The organism is Mucilaginibacter sp. Mucisp73 (assembly GCF_059491465.1).
In genome coordinates this window covers 5171828-5191548 of sequence record NZ_CP168507.1, presented here as the reverse complement: position 1 = coordinate 5191548, position 19721 = coordinate 5171828, and the positions used below count along the sequence as shown (strand labels likewise).

Genomic DNA, 19721 nt, shown 5'->3' with positions numbered 1-19721 from the left:
AAATATAAAGATATTTAAAAGTAAGGCATATTATACGTGGTTTCAGTAAGTTTGCCGCTCATTTTGTTTTATCGCCCATGAATCCTAAAGTGAGCCTTGTTATTGGTATTTTATGTATTTCCTTTTCGCCGATATTTGTAAAGCTTGCCGGGGTATCACCTATAGGATCGGCATTTTACCGGGTGTTTATAGCCTGGATTTGTCTTGCTCCATTTTGTGTATTTAGGCAAAAACTAAAAATAGATAAAAAGCAATTGCTTATTTCCATAGCTGCGGGCATGGTTTTCGCCCTTGATATTGCAGTATGGAATATTTCGCTGTTAAAGATCAGCGCCACTGTATCAACCCTTATTGCCAACCTGGCCCCGGTTTGGGTGGGCTTGATGAGCTTCCTGTTTTTAAGAAAAGGATCAGGTCGGCTATTTTGGATAGGTACGCTTATTGCCATCGCCGGTATGGTTGTTTTGGTAGGTTATGAACACATTTTGCACATGGAGCTTAATGCCGGCATACTGCTGGCTATACTTGCCAGTTTTTTTTATGCTACCTATATCATGATCACCAAAAATATTATGGCCGGTATTGATGTGTTTAGTTTTATGTTTTACAGTATGCTGAGCGCCAGTATTTTTTTGCTGGTAATCAATGGATCTATGCATAACGATATTGTTCATCTTTCATTAAAAGCATGGCTTTGCTTTATAGGTATGGGGCTTATTTGCCAGTTAGCAGGCTGGCTAACCATCAATTACTCGCTACGTTATCTGGAACCAACCAGGGTTTCCATTGCTTTATTAAGCCAAACGGTTTTTGCCGGGCTGCTTGCCGCGTTTTTACTTCATGAACGTTTAGGTTTTAATGAGATTGTTGGCAGCATAATTGTATTGGCCGGGATAGCGGTGACATTTTTGAAACCCCGAAATCAAAAAGCTGATACCTTGTTTTGAAAGGGTTTAAGTGCAGTACAAATGAACCTATACCATATCATAATTTTAATATCATCGGTCCGCTTAAGTTGCAACGATCGAAGTACTATCGTATAGTTTTATCAGCTTTTCAATAATTTAGCAATACTTAATGTTAACCCCTTGTTTTGTTAAGTAGTTGATTTTAAGATTTGTATGTCAGTATTGTTGAATTTCTGTTAACCCTGTTAACCCCCTTCATCGCGGTGATGAAAGGGGCATATATTTCAGGATTTTACTTGAAGTATTAAACAGTGAACTTGCCTCTCAAGGAGATTGAATTTTAAACCGCTCGTTATCAAACAAAACCGTATTTTAACGTTTTCGAATTACGGGCAACGATCTATCTTCCCTACATTTGCATTTTAACACATGATCCAAAAATCCACTATCGACCGTATTATGGAAGCCACCGACATTGTGGAGGTGATAGGGGAATTTGTGCAGTTAAAAAAACGTGGGGCTAACTACGTAGGCCTTTCGCCTTTCGCGAACGAGCGTACCCCGTCGTTCACAGTATCCCCGGCAAAAGGTATTTTTAAAGATTTCTCAACAGGAAAAGGTGGTTCAGCTGTTACGTTTTTAATGGAGCTGGAAAAGTTCAGTTATCCCGAGGCCTTGAAATGGCTCGCTAAAAAGTACGGCATCGAGGTTGAAGAAACTGTTGAAGCTCCCGAAAACCGTGAAGAGGAGCTACGCCGGGAAAGCCTCATGATCGTATCGGCATTTGCCGCTAAGTTTTTTCATGAAACCATGCTTGATACGGAGGAAGGTCAAAGCATAGGCCTCAGCTATTTTAAAGAACGAGGGTTCACCGCCGAAACTATCAAAAAGTTTGAGCTGGGGTATTCGCCCGATCAATGGGAAGCTTTTACCAGCGCCGCCATCAGAAATGGTTATAAAGAGCAGTTTCTGGTTGAAAGCGGTTTGTCGGTAAAACGGGACAACGGCGCTTTGTATGACAGGTACCGCGGCCGGGTGATGTTCCCGATCCATAGTTTTACCGGCAGGGTAATTGGTTTTGGCGGCCGTACACTAAAAAAAGATAAGAACGTAGCCAAGTATGTTAACTCGCCCGAGTCGGAGATCTACCATAAATCAAATGTACTTTACGGGCTTTACTTTGCCAAAAAGGCTATTCGTGAGCAGGATAACTGTTACCTGGTAGAGGGTTATGCCGACGTACTTTCAGTACACCAGGCGGGGGTTGAAAACGTGGTGGCTTCATCAGGCACATCGCTTACAACCGAGCAAATTAAGCTCATCGCCCGTTTTACCAAAAACATCACCATATTATATGATGGCGACGCAGCCGGGATCAAAGCTTCACTGCGTGGTTTGGATATGATCCTGGAGGAAGGCCTCAATGTAAAAGTAGTGCTGTTCCCGGATGGACATGATCCTGATTCATTTGTACAATCGAAAGGATCAAGCGCTTTTAAAAAGCATATTGAGGAAAATAAGAAGGACTTCATCCTGTATAAAACCCAGATCCTGCTTAAAGAAGTTGGAAACGACCCGATCAGGAAAGCCGATGTAATCCGTGAAGTGGTTGAAAGTATCGCCAAGATCCCGGATAGCATCAAGGCATCGGTATTTATAAAAGAGTGTAGCAGCTTATTGCAGATAGATGAGCGCGCCCTTTTATCCGAGCTCAATAAAATGCGCACGGCTAAGGCAAAAAAGGAAGAGCAACAGCGTCAGCAGCAAAACAACAGGTTTGCCGAAATGCCCGACGAACCCCACTTTTTTGATGAGCCTGTTGAACTTGAGCCACAAGTTGCTAAAGACGATGCTTTTCAGGAAAAGGAAATTGTGCGTTTATTGCTGCATTATGGAAGCCGTATGATTGACTGGGACGGTATAGCCAATACCTATATAGGCCCTTTCATTATAGCCGAGTTGAGTGATGTTACTTTTGATCATCCGGTTTGTAAGCAGATTACCGAAATTTACCGTCGCGAAGTAGAAAACGGTGTACTGCCGGATGAGGCTTATTTTATTCACCATAAGGACAAAGCTATAGTTGATTTAACTATTAACATGTTAGCCAGTAAATATTCGCTTAGTGAAAACTGGTACGAAATGCATAAGATCACGGTGAACGATGAGCAGGTTAATATGAAAGCAACTATTCTCGGTGCTATATTTCACCTTAAAAAGCATAAGGTTGGCAAGATGCTGGAAGACCTGCGCACCCAGCTTCAAAAAGCCGATACTGAGGCCGACCAGGAAATACTGCTTAACCAGTACATGCGCATGAAAAAGGTAGAAAAATCAATATCTGACTTTTTGGGCTCCGTAATCATAAAATAATGGCCCAACACCTCGAACTTGGCCGTACCGGCGAAGCGTTAGCCAAAGCCCATCTCGAAAATGCAGGCTACGAGATCCTCGATGAAAACTGGACTTTCGGAAAAGCCGAGATAGATATTATTGCTTATAAAGACAAGGTTATTATATTTACCGAAGTAAAAACCCGCACGGGCAATGGTTTCGGTGAACCGGAAGATTTTGTTGACAATCGTAAGCAGAAATTATTGGCCGAAGCTGCCGATGAATACATTTACCTCATGAACCACCAGGGCGAAGTGCGGTTTGATATCATCGCCATATTGTTTGACCGCAGTGGAAATTATATACTAAACCATATAGAAGATGCGTTTTGGCCTTCGGCCACATAACACTTATGAATAACAAAGTAAAACTATTTTTTGCCGCCTTTGCCTTAACGGCTTTGGGGTACTACGGCTGTAAACACAAACCTGATAGCTCGGCTACAGACTATACCATAACACCCGACGCCGGCGCAAACTACAAAGCCGGCGACAAGATCGACATTAAAGTAGGCTATCCCACAGGTAGTAAAGTTGATTCGGTAGTTTACCTGCTCGATTCGGTAAAGATTGCTTTCAGCAAAGATACTGCAGGTATCAGTCTTAAAACGGATACCATTGGCCTGGGCATCCGGATGATCACGGCTAAAGTTTACGAGGGCAGTAAAAGCAATGAGGTATCAACCAATGTCCTGTTATTAGCAGCAAAAGCCCCCGCCAGGTACACTTATAAAGTTGAAAAAGTTTTCCCTCATGATACTGCTGCCTATACTGAAGGTTTGCAGTATGTTGACGGCGTTTTATACGAAAGTACCGGAGACTATAAACATTCATCCATCCGTAAGGTTGATTTGAATACCGGAAAAATTTTGAATCAAACCAAACTTGATGAGAAATATTTTGGTGAAGGCCTGTCAGTTATTGGTGATAAGGTAGTACAGCTTACCTGGAAAGAAAAAGTAGGCTTTGTATATGATAAAAATACATTGAAGTTGCTTAACAACTTCACCAACAACGTTGGCCCCGAAGGTTGGGGGATGTGCTATGACGGAACAAAATTATACATGGATGATAGCACCAACCGGATCTGGTTCCTTGACAAGAATGATTATCACCAGATAGGCCACATTGATGTGTGTGACGATAAACAACAGATAGATTCGATAAACGAACTGGAATACATCAACGGTAAGATCTATGCCAACGTTTATCAAACCGATAACATATTGGTGATTAATCCTAAAACCGGTGCGGTGGAGCAGGTAATTGATATGAAAGAGATTTACCCGGTAGCAAGCCGTCCGCAGGACAGGGATTGGAACAACAACGTGTTAAATGGTATTGCCTGGGATGCCAAAGGTCAACGCCTGTTTGTTACCGGTAAAAAATGGCCGCATTTGTACCAGGTAAAGTTTGTGCCGGTGCCGTAGGTCTCGTCCCCTGACCTCCTGAAGGGGGAACCATAGCTTGAAAGACTATTTTTATAAACATGAAACGCCCGGATTACCCGGGCGTTTCGCGTTTTAGTTATTGAGCAGTTGCCAGCCATATCGGTTCATAAATTCTTCAACCTCATCACTGAATGATTTCTTTTGATGATGATTTTCCTGATTGTTAATATAGCTAATGACAGTTGATATCTGTGATTCACTTACCGATACTGCAAAGTAGTCGTCCTGCCAACCGAATTGTTGTTTTATTATTTTGTTCTTATTTATCCAAAGAGATGATTCTCCTTTAATTAGCTGGCTTATTTTGGCAATATTTTGATCTTTTCCTAAAGAAATAAGGCAATGGATATGATCGGTATAGCCATTAATCGCTTGTAAGAATATCCCTTTCTCTTTGCAGTTCTCTATGATGTGTTTATGTATCTGGTATCTTATGTTTTGAGTAAGCAAGGGTTGTCTGTCTTTAGTTGCAAATACCAAATGGATCCAGATTTTTACAAATGACATGGTTTGTGGTTTGTCCTAAATGTATGGTTATTTTGGCTAAAGCCACTTAGCACCTGGCAACTTTATCCGTTGGTTAAAACCAACGGTAATGAAAACAAGATTTCGAAAAGGCTTGTTTCAACCAATGAATAGGAAATTGCTCGACTGCATTAATTCTCTATAAAAAGAAAATTCATTGCCGTTGGTTTTAACCAACGGAACAAAAAAAGCAACATGAGGCGGCTTTAACCGAAATCGCCAGAAAAGGTTCTACTAAGCACTCAGGTTTTTTTAACAACCCCCCCCCCGGAAAATCCGGGGGGGGGGTAAAATATAAAACTTCCCCCTTTAGGAGGCTGGGGAGATTACCTCCAGGCTTTATATTGATTGATCAAGCCATTAGTTGATGAATCATGGCTGTTGATCTCTGCATTATCTTTCAGTTCAGGAAGGATTTTGCCGGCAAGTTGTTTACCAAGCTCAACACCCCATTGGTCAAAGCTATAAATGTTCCAGATGATACCCTGGGTGAAGATCTTGTGCTCATACATGGCAATCAGCGCGCCTAAAGTGTATGGTGTGATCTTTTTAATCAGGAACGAGTTTGTTGGACGGTTGCCTTCAAATACCTTGAACGGAGCTATTTTAGCTATTTCCTCGTCAGATTTTCCGGCAGCTTTTAGTTCTTCAATAACTACCTCTTCGGTTTTACCGTTCATTAAAGCTTCGGTTTGAGCAAAGAAGTTTGACAGCAGCATGTTGTGATGTTCGCCCAGTGGATTGTGCGATTGTGCCGGGGCGATGAAATCGGCAGGGATCAGTTTAGTGCCCTGGTGAATTAACTGATAAAAAGCATGCTGACCGTTTGTGCCTGGCTCACCCCAAATGATCGGGCCGGTTGAGTAGTCAACATCTTTACCATTACGGTCAACATGTTTACCATTACTTTCCATATCGCCCTGTTGGAAATAGGCGGAGAAGCGGTGCAGGTACTGGTCGTAAGGCAAAATTACATTTGTTTCGGCTTCAAAGAAGTTATTATACCAAATACCGATCAAACCCATAATAACAGGGATATTTTGATCAAACTCGGCAGTTTTAAAATGATTGTCAGTCGCGTGGGCACCGGCAAGCAAATCGGCAAAGTTTTCAAAGCCAATGCTCAGGGCAATTGACAAACCGATAGCGCTCCATAAAGAGTAACGGCCACCAACCCAATCCCAAAATTCAAACATGTTTTTGGTATCGATCCCAAATTTTTCAACAGCTGCTACATTGGTTGAAAGAGCGGCGAAATGTTTAGCTACATCGGCCTCAGTAGCACCGCTGGCCAGGAACCAGTCGCGGGCGCTGTGGGCGTTGCCCATGGTTTCCTGGGTAGTGAAGGTTTTTGAAGCTACCAGGAACAATGTAGTTTCAGGATTAACTGCTTTCAGAGTTTCAACTATGTGTGTGCCGTCTACGTTACTTACAAAGTGGAGGTTTAAATGATTTTTGTATGCTTTTAAAGCTTCGGTAACCATTACCGGGCCAAGGTCTGAGCCGCCGATACCGATATTTACCACATCGGTAATAGCTTTGCCGGTGTAACCTTTCCACTCGCCGGAGATAATAGCTTCGCTGAAAGATTTCATCTGGTCAAGCACTTTATTTACATCAGGCATAACATCTTTACCATCAACATAAATAGGAGTGTTGCTGCGGTTACGTAATGCGATGTGTAATACCGGCCGGCCTTCCGTAACGTTAATTTTTTCGCCGGAATACATGGCGTCTATCGCCTCTTTTAATGAACATTCTTTTGCCAGCTGTATCAATAAAGCAATGGTTTCATCATCGATACGGTTCTTTGAATAATCAAGCAGGATGTCCTCAAACTGGATCGAGAACTTATTAAAACGCTGGTCGTCAGCATCAAACATTTCCTTCAGGTTTTTTGATACAATATCAATGTAATGGTCTGCAAGATATTTGTAAGCCTGGGTTGTTGTAAAATCAGTAGTTGGCAGCATAATTGTGTTGTTTTTCAACAAAAGTAAAAAGTTAATTGTTAGATAGTCACTAAATAAATTATTAGCCTGTCTTAGTGTTATTTAAACACGGCCGGCATAGTGTTGATTTTACACTTAAAAATTATGAGAATTACAAAATAATTACAATTATATTTTGAAGTTTAAAATTTTTATTTAATATATTTGTATCGGTGGTAATCAAATGAGGTATTTATCATCAATTTGTAAATTTACTTTAAAAACACGTATTACTATGTTCGAAAAACTGTTTTTGCTTGTAAAAGATAACGCCGGGACGGCTGTTATCAACAACCCGGTGATTCCTGCTAAATATCATGAAGCGGTGATCAATGAAGCTTCAAGTTCAATCATTGAAGTGTTAAAAGGCCAGCTTGAAAGCGGCAAGGTGAAGGAACTTATAAAGTACTTCCAGTTCTCGGGTAGTTACAACAATTCATTAGTATCGAGCATAACCAACCGCTTTGCAAATAAGCTTAACACTTTTTACGGTATCGATCCGGAACATGCTTTGGCTACTGCAAAAGCTTTGATCCCTGCCGTGATGAATGAGCTGGTTAAGGAAACTAAAAGTGGTGAGGCTAAAGAATTTGCTTTGGGTACTATGTTAACTAAACTAAACGGTAATCGTACCGATCTGAACCCGCTTGTGAACAACCTGATGGTTGCCTAACATACTATTACATCTGCCTAATGAACGGGCCTGCCGATTGTTAAACAATTTGCAGGCCTTTTTATTTATAGCAATTTTTCAAATTATATATATTTGCCGCATGACTAAAGAACAAGTTCAGGATTTAAGGGATAGAGTAACTTCCCTGAGGAGGCATCTTTGACATTGATAAGAAGCTGGAACTATTAAAAGAGGAACAGGAAGTAACCATTGGTCCGCATTTTTGGGATCACCCCAAAGAGGCCGAAAAGGTGCTGGCATCCATCAAAGTAAAAAAAGTATGGACGGATGCTTTTCAGAAGGTAGTATCGGTTGTTGATGACGCCGGCGTACTTTTTGAATTTTACCAGGGCGGCGATGCCACCGAGGCTGAAATGCAGGACCAATATAATGCAGCTATAAAAGCCGTTGAAGAGCTTGAGTTTAAAAACATGCTCTCGGCCGAAGAAGATCAGTTGAATGCCGTTCTTCAGATTACGGCGGGTGCCGGTGGCACCGAAAGCTGCGACTGGGCTGGCATGCTCATGCGTATGTATATTATGTGGGGCGAAAAGAACGGCTATAAAGTAACCGAGCAGGATTACCAGGAAGGCGATGTGGCCGGCGTAAAAACTGTTACCCTGCAGTTGGAAGGCGAGTTTGCTTATGGCTATCTGAAAGGTGAAAATGGGGTACATCGCCTGGTGCGCGTATCGCCTTTTGATGCTAACGCCAAACGCCATACTTCGTTTGCTTCGGTATATGTTTATCCCCTGGTTGATGATACTATTGAAATTGAGGTAAACCCTGCCGATATTGAATTTGAAACCTTTCGCTCGGGCGGTGCCGGCGGTCAGAACGTGAATAAGGTAGAAACGGCCGTACGTTTATACCACAAGCCATCGGGCATCATCATCAAAAACCAGGAATCGCGTTCGCAATTGCAAAATAAAGATAACGCCATCCGCTTGCTGAAATCACAGTTATACGAAATTGAGATGCGCAAACGTATGGAGCTGACCAATGCTATTGAGGGCAACAAAAAGAAGATAGAGTGGGGCTCACAGATCCGTAACTATGTTTTACACCCATATAAACTGGTAAAAGACCTCCGTACCGATCACGAAACTTCCAACGCTGCGGCAGTGCTCGATGGTGATCTGAACGATTTCCTGAAAGCCTACCTGATGGAATTTGGCGGGCCAAAAAGTTAAAAATAAAAAAGTAAGCTCATGCCGAATTTATTTCGGCATCCCACATGTCGGTATACCGTCTGTATGGCGTAGGCCAGGCGAGTGGGATCCTGAAACAAGTTCAAGATTACGGATAGTTTAAAAAACGGAGTATCATTTCTGATGCTCCGTTTTTGTTTTCGGGAGATTAATTGTATTTTGGACACATCCAATTTTACATTTAATAAATATGAGATCCATTTTATCTGCCTTAGTTTTGACAGCTATAACATTTGCTTCCTTTGCACAGGAAAAACCGATGCCGCTTTATCCCAAAGGAGTGCCAAATTCTAAAAAGGCGCCTGCTACCTATACAGAAAAAACTAATAACGGAAGCTGGATCACCATGGTTACAGAACCAACGCTAACGCCGTATCTTCCGGAAAAAGGGAAAGCCAACGGTGCCGCGATAGTTGTTTGCCCCGGCGGTGCATATGCCGGACTTGCATCGGATCATGAAGGAAAGGCCGTAGCACAGGCTTTTGCCAATATTGGTGTTACTGCGTTTTTGCTAAAATACCGCTTGCCAAGCGATGACATTATGACAGATAAATCTATCGGTCCGTTACAGGATGCACAAATGGCCATATATACCGTACGCAAAAATGCTGCCGATTGGAATATTAACCCTTCAAAGATAGGAATTATCGGTTTTTCGGCAGGCGGGCACCTGGTTTCAACAGAAGGTACGCATTTTGATAAACCGGTTATTGAAGATAAAGAAAACATCAGCGTACGCCCTGATTTTATGATGCTGATCTATCCTGTAATTTCTTTTGGTGAATATGCCCATGTTGGTTCAAGGGAAAACCTGATAGGTAAGAGCCCATCGACAGAGCAGTTGGATCTGTATTCGAACGAAAAACAGGTTACTGCCAATACCCCGCCAACATTTTTAGTGCATGCTGAAGATGATAACGTAGTGCCTGTGCAAAACAGTCTGTTGTTTTACGATGCACTTTTAAAAAATAAAGTAAAGGCAGAGCTGCACCTGTTCCAGGAAGGTGGCCATGGCTTTGGAATGTATAACTCTAAAAATAAAGGCAAATGGTTTGAATGGGCTGCCGCGTGGCTGGAGGAGAATGGGTTTTTGAGCGGGAAGTGATTCGGGACAACTAATTTCTTCTTCTGTAAAACAGTAGGCTAATTTTATTGTTGAGGTAAACAGTCTTTTTTGAAAGCTTGAAGTTCGACCTTAATGATGATTTTATGTTGAAAAGAATACTGTTAGCAACGTTGCTTGTTGCCGGTGCCTGCTTTAATGTTATCGCCCAATCCATCAAATACAAAAGCGTATCCAACCAGGATCTTACTTACGTTTTAAATAACCTGCAAAAGCGCTATGTGTATACCGATCATAAAACGCTGAATATTGCTGTGTACCTTGTAGCCGATCAGCAGGGTGACATTGATGCCCCTGCAGATTGTAAAACACCGGGTTCTATTTATATAGCGGTGTCAGAAATTAAGCCTCAGCCTCAACAGTATGTTTATAAACTGAACCCAGTTTGTGATCCCAAGTTTGTTAATTGGATCAAATCAAAAAAAATGTATAAGATAGCATTCAGCTACGGGGCGTCGGCTAAAAGGAAAACAGCTACTATTGGAATTACATTGAAGAAGCTGGTGGTGGAGTAAAACGTTGATGTTTAAAAATGGGTGTCATGCTGAGTGATTTAAATCCGGTGGCCTCTGAAGGTAAAATGACATCTGCGTCTGAAGGTAAAATGACATCTGCGTCACGTCATTGCTATAAGGAATGAAGCAACCCCCGACAGGCTGCTAATGGGCTTCATTAGTATTTGACTTACATCGTCGCGCTCCTGGCCGCGCGCGGCCAGTTACGTTTTTCGCTATTGTTCATTTTTTAAGGTGCTCAAGAAGGCTCCGCCGTTTGTCTTGACACAAAAGTAACCAAAAAGGCTTGCAGCAGAGAGGCTTCTTTGCGCACAACCTGGCCCCATAGCCATCGGCGCGGCCTTCACCCTGCAAAACGAACAGAACCACTGGCTGCAATTATTTTGCCCCCGATTCGCACGCAATGCCTCCGCTTCTGCAAAAACTTGCTATGCCCCCTGCAGCCGCACCGCCCAGCATCGTTCTGCTCGTTTTCACCCGAAGCTGATCTGCTGCGAAAAACCACATTTTTTATCTTGTCATGGGTAGCTTGTCGAAGCATGGTGGGTAGGGCCTCTGCGCTCAAGTCTTCGACAGGCTCAAACTGACAGGCTTCTGTTGTAGTCACATCTTCATGTCCGCCGGACTTTCAAACTTAGCATGAGTTTTGTCAACTAATATCCATTATCCCAACAATTTTATCTCCGTCAAAAGTGAAAATTGAATGCCCTTTCAGATTTAACTCATCACCTTTCTTTAATCCATTTGGCAGGTCGGCAGCTAAAATTGCGTTATAGTCAATAGCTATTTCGGTTTTGTTGCCGGTGTGTTTAAATGACCGGATAATTTGCTCGCGGCGTTCAAAAAGCTCAATTGCCTGTTCGGTCTGGCTCCTGAATGCTGCTATACCATCAAGCTCCATATCCACATCACCGTTTGATATGTTTTGAAATTTAACGTATGGTGCGAGGTTTTTAAGCATTTCTTCAACATCAAAGTTGTTATAGGCCTTTACGTAATTGCTGATGATAAGTTCACGTTGCTGCATAAGCTAAAGATAATGATTATGCCAGCGTATAAACGATCTGTAAGGGATTATTTAATCATTCCCAAATTCGGCACATAAGCGCCGCCTACAGGTAGCAAAAATCCATTTACTGTTACCTGATGGCGTTCTATCTTATCAATTTTATTTACAGCAGCAATAAACGACCGATGGATCCTGATAAACTTCTCAGCCGGCAGTAGCGCCTCAACTTCAGTGATGGTCATGCGGGTAAGCACTTTGCTATCCTTTAATATAAAATTTACATAATTACCTGTGGCTTCTAAATGATAAATGTCATCGAAGTTAACGCGCACCTGCTCATAGCCGGTTTTCAGGAATATGTAATCCTTAACCTCGGCAGTGTTCCTAAAACTGTAAAGTTCATAAGCTTTGTTGCAGGCTTTTATGAACCGGGTAAGCGCAAAGGGTTTCAATAAATAGTCTACCGCGTCCAGTTCAAAGCTGGTAACAGCGTGTTCGGTGTAGGCGGTGGTAAATATTACCAGCGGTTTTTTGTTGAGACAGGTTAACAGATCGATGCCCGAAATATCGGGCATCTTAATATCCAGGAACAATAGGTCCACAGGTTCGCGTTGCAGATAGTTCATTGCTTTAAAGGCATCGGTAAATTCGGCTTTGAGGTCAACAAAAGGCACTTTTGCAGCATGCGAGCGGATCACATCAAGTGCTATAGGTTCGTCATCAATGGCTATGGCAGTAATCAAAGCTTATTGCAATTGTATGGTTAAATGTATGAAAAAATCTTTCGCACTTTCGCGGATCACCAATTCGTGTTTGTTAGGGTATAAAAGTGCCAGTCGCTGTTTAACGTTCTCGAGGCCGATGCCATTGTTGTATTTTTCGGTGTCGTTAACTACTTTGGGGTGGATGCTGTTATGCACATCAAAGTAAAGTGTATTTTCCCTGGTTTGCAGGCTGACGTTGATGTGTGACGGTTCGCGCAGGCTGATGCCGTGTTTAAATGCGTTCTCAATAAAAGGGATCAGCAACATTGGAGCTATCTGCAGGGCATTGACATGCTCTTCAATTTGCAGCACGATGCTGATGTCCGGCGAGGTTTGAGTGCGCAATTTTTGCAGGGCGATATAGTTATTAAGATAATCGATCTCGCGTACCAGCAGTATTTTTTCCTGCATGTTTTCTTGTAGCATAAAACGCATCATATCGCCCAGTCGTTGCACACCTTCGGCGGTACGTTCGGCATCTTCCTGTAAAGCTGTTCCGTAAAGTGTATTTAATGCGTTAAACAGGAAATGCGGGTTAATTTGTGAGCGAAGAAAATCCAAATCGGCAGTAGAGCGGCCCAGGGCAGTTTTTAGGTAGGTGATCTCCTGGTTACCCGCCAGTTTGCGTTTGTAAACTATCCAGGCAAAAGGGGCCGTAATCAGGATTTGTATCCCGCAATTAAAACCGAAAATAATGAATACGGGGTCTTTTTGGTCAAAAATAAGTGCGGTTATAAAACCTATCGGAATTCCGATAATGATCATAATACCGGCAACTTTAAGCAGGTAATTAAAAATGCCGCGGTTTTTGGCAAGTGTTTGAGGTATTAAGCTATAAAATGATAAGGCATAAATACCAATGGCTGTTGGGCCTATAATAACGCAAGTAGTGATCAGCTCGATTGGGCCGTCAACAAGTGCCATTAAAAACACAATGATCATTAAAACAACGATAGCAATGATGCAATCATAAGTAAGCACCCGGTATTTTGCCTGGATCTTGTCGACATTTCCCAACAGGAACCTTGCCGAATATTTGATCATGCTGTAAAAAGTAAGCATCATCATTACCCATAGCGCATACAATACATTTGTTTTGAAAACGATGTTGTATACATAATCGGCTGATCTGTGGTAAAACAGGTATCCTTTTAACCAGGTATCGGTAATGCCAAACAATCCCCAGAGGATAATAAGCAATGCTAACCCTAAAATGATATTCCATACTACCTGTTTTTTCCCGGCAAGTGCGGGTATAATCACAAAGTTCCAGAGTAAAAAAGCTCCGTAGTAGCCGGTATACCTAAACACCTGTGGGAAGAAATAATATTTAGAGTAGGAGTAATGCAGGTGATAGTTATTAAACATATACCTGTATGGCGTCCATATTTCGTTGTCGGCACTGTTGGCTACTTTAGCCAATAGCAGCATAACAGCAAAAGCGTAAATGGTGCTTGCGGCCCAAAATTCAATTTTGCCAAGGTTAAGGTTTTTTTTCAGGAGATCGTTCATCGTATTTTGAATTATGCCCGCAAGGTATAATGCACAATACTACTGAATAAATAAATGGGATGAAACACAGTATCGGTGTGATGAAGGGCCCCCTAACCCCCTAAAGGGGGAACAAATAGCAGGTGAAAAGATGAAATCCTGCAAATCAAAAGCACCCCCTTTAGGGGGCGGGGGGGGCTTCCATGATATTTAACAGCTCATTCAATTCCCTTACCTTCTCGGCCGAGCCAAGATTTTCATAGGCACTGATAAGGTTCCGGATCACACGTTTGATAATATCGGTATTGGAGCAGGGCTCGTAAAATTGTTTATCAAACTTAAGGTTAAGCTGTTTCAGGAACATATCTACATCGCGCCTGCCAAACAGGAAGCCTTTATTAAAGGCGTTGATATAAAACAGGATCCCGCTTTCAAACTCGCTTTGCATACTCTCGTCAAGATAGGCGAGGATAAAATGCTGGGGAAGATTTACGCCGTAAACAGGGATATCCAGCTTTTGTGCAATGATAGAGTAGATAATCGCCAATGAGATCTGGTTGCCTTTTTTAGTTTCCAATACCTGGCTCAGATAGCTGTTTTGCGGATCGAGGTGATTGGCTGTATTACCGCTAAAACCGTAGATATTGTAAAACACATGGTTAATGAGCTTGATCTGCTCTTTTGGACTGGCCTCGTTCATCATCTGGATCCAGATATCTCGTTTAATAGCTTCTATCTGGTTAATTACCTTTTGCTCATCAAGGTCGGGATATTGGTATCGGTTAATGATGAGGATGCCCTGCAACAAGTCGAACGCGCCGCTTTGATTCCAGAGTTTTAAATCGTTTTTAAGATTACTGAACTGAATTTCATGCACCAGGCTGGCAATGCGTTCTTGTTGAATAGGGTCAAAAGCCTGTTCAAAGGCCGACTCGAGATAAGTAATAGCCTCTGCTCCATATGAAAACAATTTGTTATACACATGCTCAAAGATCTCGCTGTCCGGATCATCCAGCAGGCGGATCAATGAATTTACTTCAGTTGGATTTATCATACGCTGTAATGCTAAAATACTAAACCTTTTCTATTTTTACAGCAATGTATAATATAAGGTATGGGCTTAATTACCTGCGGCACCGTTTTAGGGCTAACAACAGGCACGGCATACACTCTCCATTTGTTTACAAGCTGATTGATACGGTTATCTACGATTATCGAGGCCAAAAAGTGTACCGCGATATTAAAAAAATCGCCCAAAAACAACATTCTGACAAGGGGGTGATAAATACACTGCCGTTAAAATTTTACCGTCTGCTTTATAGGTTTTGTGTTTACTTTAAGCCCCAAACGATATTGTTAGCTGATGCGGAGGATTACATTGCCGAATTTGTTATTAAACAATCTAACCCCGAGGTTCAAAGTGTTTCATCAACAACATCAGGCATTCGCCAGGTTGACATGATACTGGCAGATGCCTTAAAACAAAGACCTCTCAGTTATCTTGAAAAGATTATTCCATCTATCCATGATGACAGCGTTATCATATTTACAAACATCTATCGCAATGCATCCACCAGGCAATCATGGGAGCAGCTTAAACTAAACCAGCAGGTTAGAGCCACTATTGATTTATATTTTATCGGCATGGTATTTTTTAAGCCGGGGATGAGTAGGGAAGATTTCAGGGTGAGATATTAACCGTTGGTTAGTTCATGGTTAATAGATCATAGTTCATGGCCGAAGTGTGGTTGTATTAAACCACTCAATCCATTTACGATAATTTGCTATGAATCATCAACTATGAACTTAAAGATCAAAACGACTGTCCCAACCCGATATAAAAACCGGTTAATCTTTTTTCGTTAGGAATCTTCTGACCGACACCATAATCAACACGTACGGCAAGCCCTTTTTCTACATCGAAAAAGTAACGGATGCCGCCGCCATAGTTGGGTTTTAGTTCGGATGTGCTAAAGCTGCTTTTAAAAACTTCGCCTCCTCCAACAAAACCGGCAAACCCAATGCGGTCGCTTAGGCGGTAGCGTAGTTCGGCCTGGCCGGCAACCATGTTACGATCGCGGAAACGGCCATTGTAATATCCCCGCATCAACTCATCGCTTCCCAAGTCGGGCAATAAATAAAATGGGGAAGTACTGCCGGTAAGGCTTTGCTCCTGTACATCAAGGCCGAGCACCCATTTAGGCGCCAATAAAAAAAACTGGGAATATTCGATGTTGAAGAAGCCTCCTTTGTAATCGTTATTACCAAACATGCCATGTATAGCCTGGAAATAAGTGTTTACGATGAGTCCTTTGGTGGTATAAGTATTATTGTTCCGGTTATCGAATACAATGGTAGGACCTAAATAGACACTTGGTCCGCCGCCGCGGTTTTCCACGCGCGGATCGGTGTAAAATATGCCTGTTTTATCATCGTCTCTGAATTTGTAATCCCAGGCACCACCGATTATGCCGGCGTACAGGTTATTGGAGATCTTTTTTTCGGCAGTAAAATTTACCTTGAAACGTTTTTGACCAAGCCTATCAGAGTTAGCCTTTAAAGTATTGTTGCCAATACCGTAAAAGTCAAAAGGGAAATTAATGTAGCTGATGCCTGCGGTAAGATGGTAATTGTTTCCGGGAGTCCAATAACTGGTGGTAAGGCTTAAATGGCTTTGGCCTTTGGTAGTTATAGAAGCATAACCAAAAACGTTAGACACGCGCGTATTAAACTTGGACGTATCGGTGTAAAAAGATAGTAAACCGGCGCCGCCAACTTCAAGGCCGGTTTCCGGGGCAGAGCTTAATACAGGCAAAATAACAAAACTGCTTTTGCGGGTGGTATCTTTATCAAAATACATTCGCTTTACAATGCGGGAGATTTGTGAAAAGGCACTGGTTGAAAAAGCGCAGACCAGTATTAAGGTAACAAGTTTCTTCATAGATGTTTGTCGTGGCTAATATAACCCATTTTGTTTTATAAGGTTCTGCGAACGGGCATTTTTAAAATTAGGATGACAATACGCTGAGGGGGTAGGGGACAGGATGCTAATTTTAGGTATGAAATGGTTATAAAAAGATAAAGGTTCATTTAAAATTCAATTTAACTAAAATGTCTACTTTTGCGGCTGAAATTTTATTGAAATATTATGAGCACTACAAGAGGACCTATTTCGCAGTTTATTGAAAGAAATTATCTGCATTTTAACGCCGCGGCATTAATGGATGCAGCTAAAGGCTATGAAACACACCTTGAAGAAGGCGGTAAAATGATGGTAACTTTAGCCGGTGCCATGAGTACTGCCGAGCTGGGTATTTCGCTGGCCGAGATGATCCGCCAGGATAAAATTGCTATCATTTCATGTACAGGAGCCAACCTGGAAGAAGATATCATGAACCTTGTAGCACACTCACACTACAAAAGGGTACCTAACTACCGTGACCTGAGCCCCCAGGAAGAGTGGGACCTGCTCGAAAATCACTATAACCGAGTTACCGATACCTGTATTCCTGAAGAAGAAGCTTTCCGCCGTTTGCAAAAACACATTCATAAAATTTGGAAAGATGCTGATGACAGTGGCGAGCGCTATTTTCCGCATGAGTACATGTACAAAATATTATTGAGTGGCGAGCTGGAGCAATACTATGAAATTGATCCTAAAAACTCATGGATGCTGGCTGCTGCCGAAAAGAACCTGCCTATCGTAGTACCAGGCTGGGAAGACTCAACCATGGGCAACATCTTTGCTTCATACGTAATTAAAGGTGAGCTTAAAGCTTCAACTATGAAAAGCGGTATCGAATACATGGCATGGCTGGCCGACTGGTATACTAAAAATTCATCTGGCAAAGGCATCGGCTTTTTCCAGATAGGTGGTGGTATAGCCGGCGACTTTCCGATATGTGTTGTGCCGATGCTTTACCAGGATATGGAAATGCATGATGTACCTTTTTGGAGCTACTTCTGCCAGATCTCCGATTCAACTACTTCATACGGTTCATACTCGGGCGCAGTTCCAAACGAAAAAATAACCTGGGGCAAGCTTGACATCCACACACCTAAGTTTATTGTAGAGAGCGATGCTACGATTGTTGCACCGCTTATTTTTGCCTGGTTATTAAAACAATAGATAAAATTTTATAATTAAGGTTGGATAATAATTATTCCCCAAAAAATGTCAAATGACATTAATATGCATTTAGCAGCGTTTAAACGCAGTTTTTTGTCTATTTAGAACGATTATAAATTATAGGTTGGTGTCATTTATGTGTCACCGATAGTGTATAAAATTATACTTTTGTGCCTGTAATTATCCGATGAAACATACATCTTACAACAGTTTCAATCATTAATATAAAAATTATTTAGCATAAATACACTGTATGAGAAGTTTCTCATTGATTCTTAAACAATTCTCAAGGTCGGTTTTACTGATTGCCGGGTTTGCTTTTTGGAGTTTATCAACTGCGTACGCGCAAACTGACGCTGCTAAAGGCGAGGCCATTTTCAAATCAAAATGTACTACCTGTCACAAAATCGACACCCGTTTAATTGGTCCGGCATTAGGCCCGCAGCTTACTCAAGAAACCGACGATAAATATCTTATCCAGTGGATTCAGAATAACCAGGCGCTGATTGCTGCTAAAAACCCTAAGGCACTCAAAATTTATAATGAGTATAACCAGTCGGGCATGACCGTATTCGCTGACCTTAGCGATGCCGATGTAGGCAACATTATTACCTACGTTCGTACTACCTGGAAAGATATGCAGGCTAAACCTGCTGGTGGTACTACCGCTGCTCCGGGTGCGAAAGTTGAAAGCGGCCCGAGCGATATGGTTGTTTACGGTTTGATCGGTATCATTGTTATCGCTTTCATCGTTATCCTGGTACTAAACAGGGTAGTAGGTTCTTTAGAGCGCATTTTGCTTAAAAACAAAGATCTTATTATTGAGGACGAGGTTGTTACTCCGGAAGGTGCCGTAGCGGTTGATGCTAAAAAGGAATTTATCACTAAGATCCTTAAAAACAAAAAACTGGTATTCTTTATATTGGTTGCCGGTACTGTTGCAATGTGCAGCTGGGGTTGGGTTACTTTATGGAACACCAATGTTCACCAGGGTTACCAGCCGGTGCAACCTATTAAATACTCGCACGAGTTACACGCCGGTATCATGAAAATTGATTGCCAGTACTGTCACTCAGGTGCATACAAGTCAAAAAATGCTTCTATCCCTTCATTAAACGTGTGTATGAACTGCCACAAGGTTGTTAAAACCGAATCGGAAGAGATTCACAAGATTTATGACGCTTTGGGTTACGATCCAAAAACACAGAAGTATGACAGCACCGCGGCTAAACCAATTCAGTGGGTACGTATCCACAACCTGCCCGACCTGGCTTACTTTAATCACTCACAACACGTAAAAGTTGGCGGTATTAAATGTCAGCAGTGCCACGGCCCGGTACAGGAAATGAAAGAGGTTTACCAATACTCTCCGCTTACCATGAAATGGTGTATCCAATGCCACAAACGTACCGAAGTTAACGGTAAAGGCAATGCTTACTATGACAGCATCCTGGCTGCACACGATAAGATCAAGAAAGGTGAGAAAGTTACAGCCGCCGTATTGGGTGGTATCGAGTGCGGTAAGTGTCACTATTAAT

18 protein-coding genes are annotated in these 19721 nt (G+C 42.0%); 11 read left to right on the top strand and 7 right to left on the bottom strand.

All coding sequences use genetic code 11. From position 1 onward, the window contains the following. Nucleotides 1–77 precede the first annotated feature (77 nt). The 4 genes from ACEN82_RS21410 to ACEN82_RS21395 all read left to right on the top strand — a co-directional run bounded on the left by ACEN82_RS21410 (nucleotide 78) and on the right by ACEN82_RS21395 (nucleotide 4731). Nucleotides 78–947 carry a DMT family transporter gene (locus ACEN82_RS21410; protein ID WP_413318785.1) on the top strand — a complete coding sequence of 290 codons (870 nt, stop codon included), beginning with the start codon at nucleotides 78–80 and terminating at the stop codon, nucleotides 945–947. A gap of 390 nt (nucleotides 948–1337) precedes the next feature. After that, nucleotides 1338–3281 (top strand): DNA primase, encoded by a 1944-nt coding sequence (gene dnaG / locus ACEN82_RS21405; protein WP_413318783.1) that lies wholly within the window; start codon nucleotides 1338–1340, stop codon nucleotides 3279–3281. Continuing rightward, the gene (locus ACEN82_RS21400) at nucleotides 3281–3649 is read left to right on the top strand and encodes a YraN family protein (RefSeq protein ID WP_090530198.1); all 369 of its coding nucleotides are present in this window, start codon (nucleotides 3281–3283) and stop codon (nucleotides 3647–3649) included. Before dnaG ends, ACEN82_RS21400 begins: the two co-directional genes overlap by 1 nt. A gap of 5 nt (nucleotides 3650–3654) precedes the next feature. Next, entirely contained in the window at nucleotides 3655–4731 is a 1077-nt protein-coding gene (locus ACEN82_RS21395; RefSeq protein ID WP_413318781.1) for a glutaminyl-peptide cyclotransferase, read from the top strand. Between the two features lie 93 nt (nucleotides 4732–4824). Here the strand turns inward: ACEN82_RS21395 and tnpA are convergent, their stop codons facing one another. Continuing rightward, the gene (gene tnpA / locus ACEN82_RS21390; RefSeq protein WP_413318779.1) at nucleotides 4825–5259 is read right to left on the bottom strand and encodes an IS200/IS605 family transposase; all 435 of its coding nucleotides are present in this window, start codon (nucleotides 5257–5259) and stop codon (nucleotides 4825–4827) included. 344 nt (nucleotides 5260–5603) lie between these two features. Further along, complete coding sequence (pgi, locus tag ACEN82_RS21385) at nucleotides 5604–7250, bottom strand: glucose-6-phosphate isomerase (RefSeq protein ID WP_413318777.1); 1647 nt, start codon at nucleotides 7248–7250, stop codon at nucleotides 5604–5606. 253 nt (nucleotides 7251–7503) lie between these two features. On the opposite strand from pgi, the gene ACEN82_RS21380 reads away from it, so the two are divergent. From ACEN82_RS21380 to ACEN82_RS21365, 4 genes are all read left to right on the top strand, one after another. After that, the gene (locus ACEN82_RS21380) at nucleotides 7504–7941 is read left to right on the top strand and encodes a hypothetical protein (RefSeq protein WP_413318775.1); all 438 of its coding nucleotides are present in this window, start codon (nucleotides 7504–7506) and stop codon (nucleotides 7939–7941) included. Nucleotides 7942–8041: 100 nt separating this feature from the next. Further along, nucleotides 8042–9134 (top strand): peptide chain release factor 2 gene (gene prfB, locus ACEN82_RS21375; RefSeq protein ID WP_413318773.1). Its coding sequence is split into 2 segments (ribosomal slippage): nucleotides 8042–8101 and nucleotides 8103–9134, totalling 1092 coding nucleotides; the frame shifts between segments, so codons are not numbered across the junction. 208 nt (nucleotides 9135–9342) lie between these two features. Continuing rightward, nucleotides 9343–10257 (top strand): alpha/beta hydrolase, encoded by a 915-nt coding sequence (locus ACEN82_RS21370; protein WP_373615145.1) that lies wholly within the window; start codon nucleotides 9343–9345, stop codon nucleotides 10255–10257. Between the two features lie 104 nt (nucleotides 10258–10361). Next, a complete protein-coding gene (locus tag ACEN82_RS21365; RefSeq protein ID WP_413318771.1) occupies nucleotides 10362–10790 on the top strand; it encodes a hypothetical protein in 429 nt (142 codons plus the stop codon). Between the two features lie 649 nt (nucleotides 10791–11439). On the opposite strand, the gene ACEN82_RS21360 is transcribed toward ACEN82_RS21365, so the two are convergent. The 4 genes from ACEN82_RS21360 to ACEN82_RS21345 all read right to left on the bottom strand — a co-directional run bounded on the left by ACEN82_RS21360 (nucleotide 11440) and on the right by ACEN82_RS21345 (nucleotide 15108). Continuing rightward, nucleotides 11440–11817: a nuclear transport factor 2 family protein gene (locus ACEN82_RS21360; protein WP_413318769.1), complete on the bottom strand. Its 378-nt coding sequence runs from the start codon at nucleotides 11815–11817 to the stop codon at nucleotides 11440–11442. A gap of 47 nt (nucleotides 11818–11864) precedes the next feature. Next, nucleotides 11865–12542 carry a LytR/AlgR family response regulator transcription factor gene (locus ACEN82_RS21355; protein WP_413318767.1) on the bottom strand — a complete coding sequence of 226 codons (678 nt, stop codon included), beginning with the start codon at nucleotides 12540–12542 and terminating at the stop codon, nucleotides 11865–11867. A 3-nt stretch (nucleotides 12543–12545) separates the two neighbouring features. Further along, entirely contained in the window at nucleotides 12546–14075 is a 1530-nt protein-coding gene (locus tag ACEN82_RS21350; protein WP_413318765.1) for a sensor histidine kinase, read from the bottom strand. Between the two features lie 160 nt (nucleotides 14076–14235). Then, entirely contained in the window at nucleotides 14236–15108 is an 873-nt protein-coding gene (locus tag ACEN82_RS21345) for a transglutaminase family protein (protein ID WP_413318763.1), read from the bottom strand. Nucleotides 15109–15152: 44 nt separating this feature from the next. Between ACEN82_RS21345 and ACEN82_RS21340 the strand changes: the two genes are divergently transcribed. Next, nucleotides 15153–15752, top strand: coding sequence for a hypothetical protein (locus ACEN82_RS21340; protein ID WP_413318762.1), 600 nt, complete (start codon nucleotides 15153–15155; stop codon nucleotides 15750–15752). 115 nt (nucleotides 15753–15867) lie between these two features. Here ACEN82_RS21340 and ACEN82_RS21335 read toward each other — a convergent pair whose 3' ends face one another. Then, nucleotides 15868–16995 (bottom strand): BamA/TamA family outer membrane protein, encoded by a 1128-nt coding sequence (locus tag ACEN82_RS21335; RefSeq protein WP_413318760.1) that lies wholly within the window; start codon nucleotides 16993–16995, stop codon nucleotides 15868–15870. Nucleotides 16996–17202: 207 nt separating this feature from the next. Between ACEN82_RS21335 and ACEN82_RS21330 the strand changes: the two genes are divergently transcribed. Both ACEN82_RS21330 and ACEN82_RS21325 read left to right on the top strand, forming a co-directional pair. Continuing rightward, nucleotides 17203–18183 carry a deoxyhypusine synthase family protein gene (locus ACEN82_RS21330; RefSeq protein ID WP_090530168.1) on the top strand — a complete coding sequence of 327 codons (981 nt, stop codon included), beginning with the start codon at nucleotides 17203–17205 and terminating at the stop codon, nucleotides 18181–18183. A gap of 253 nt (nucleotides 18184–18436) precedes the next feature. Then, entirely contained in the window at nucleotides 18437–19720 is a 1284-nt protein-coding gene (locus tag ACEN82_RS21325) for a c-type cytochrome (RefSeq protein ID WP_413318757.1), read from the top strand. Nucleotide 19721: the final 1 nt, after the last annotated feature.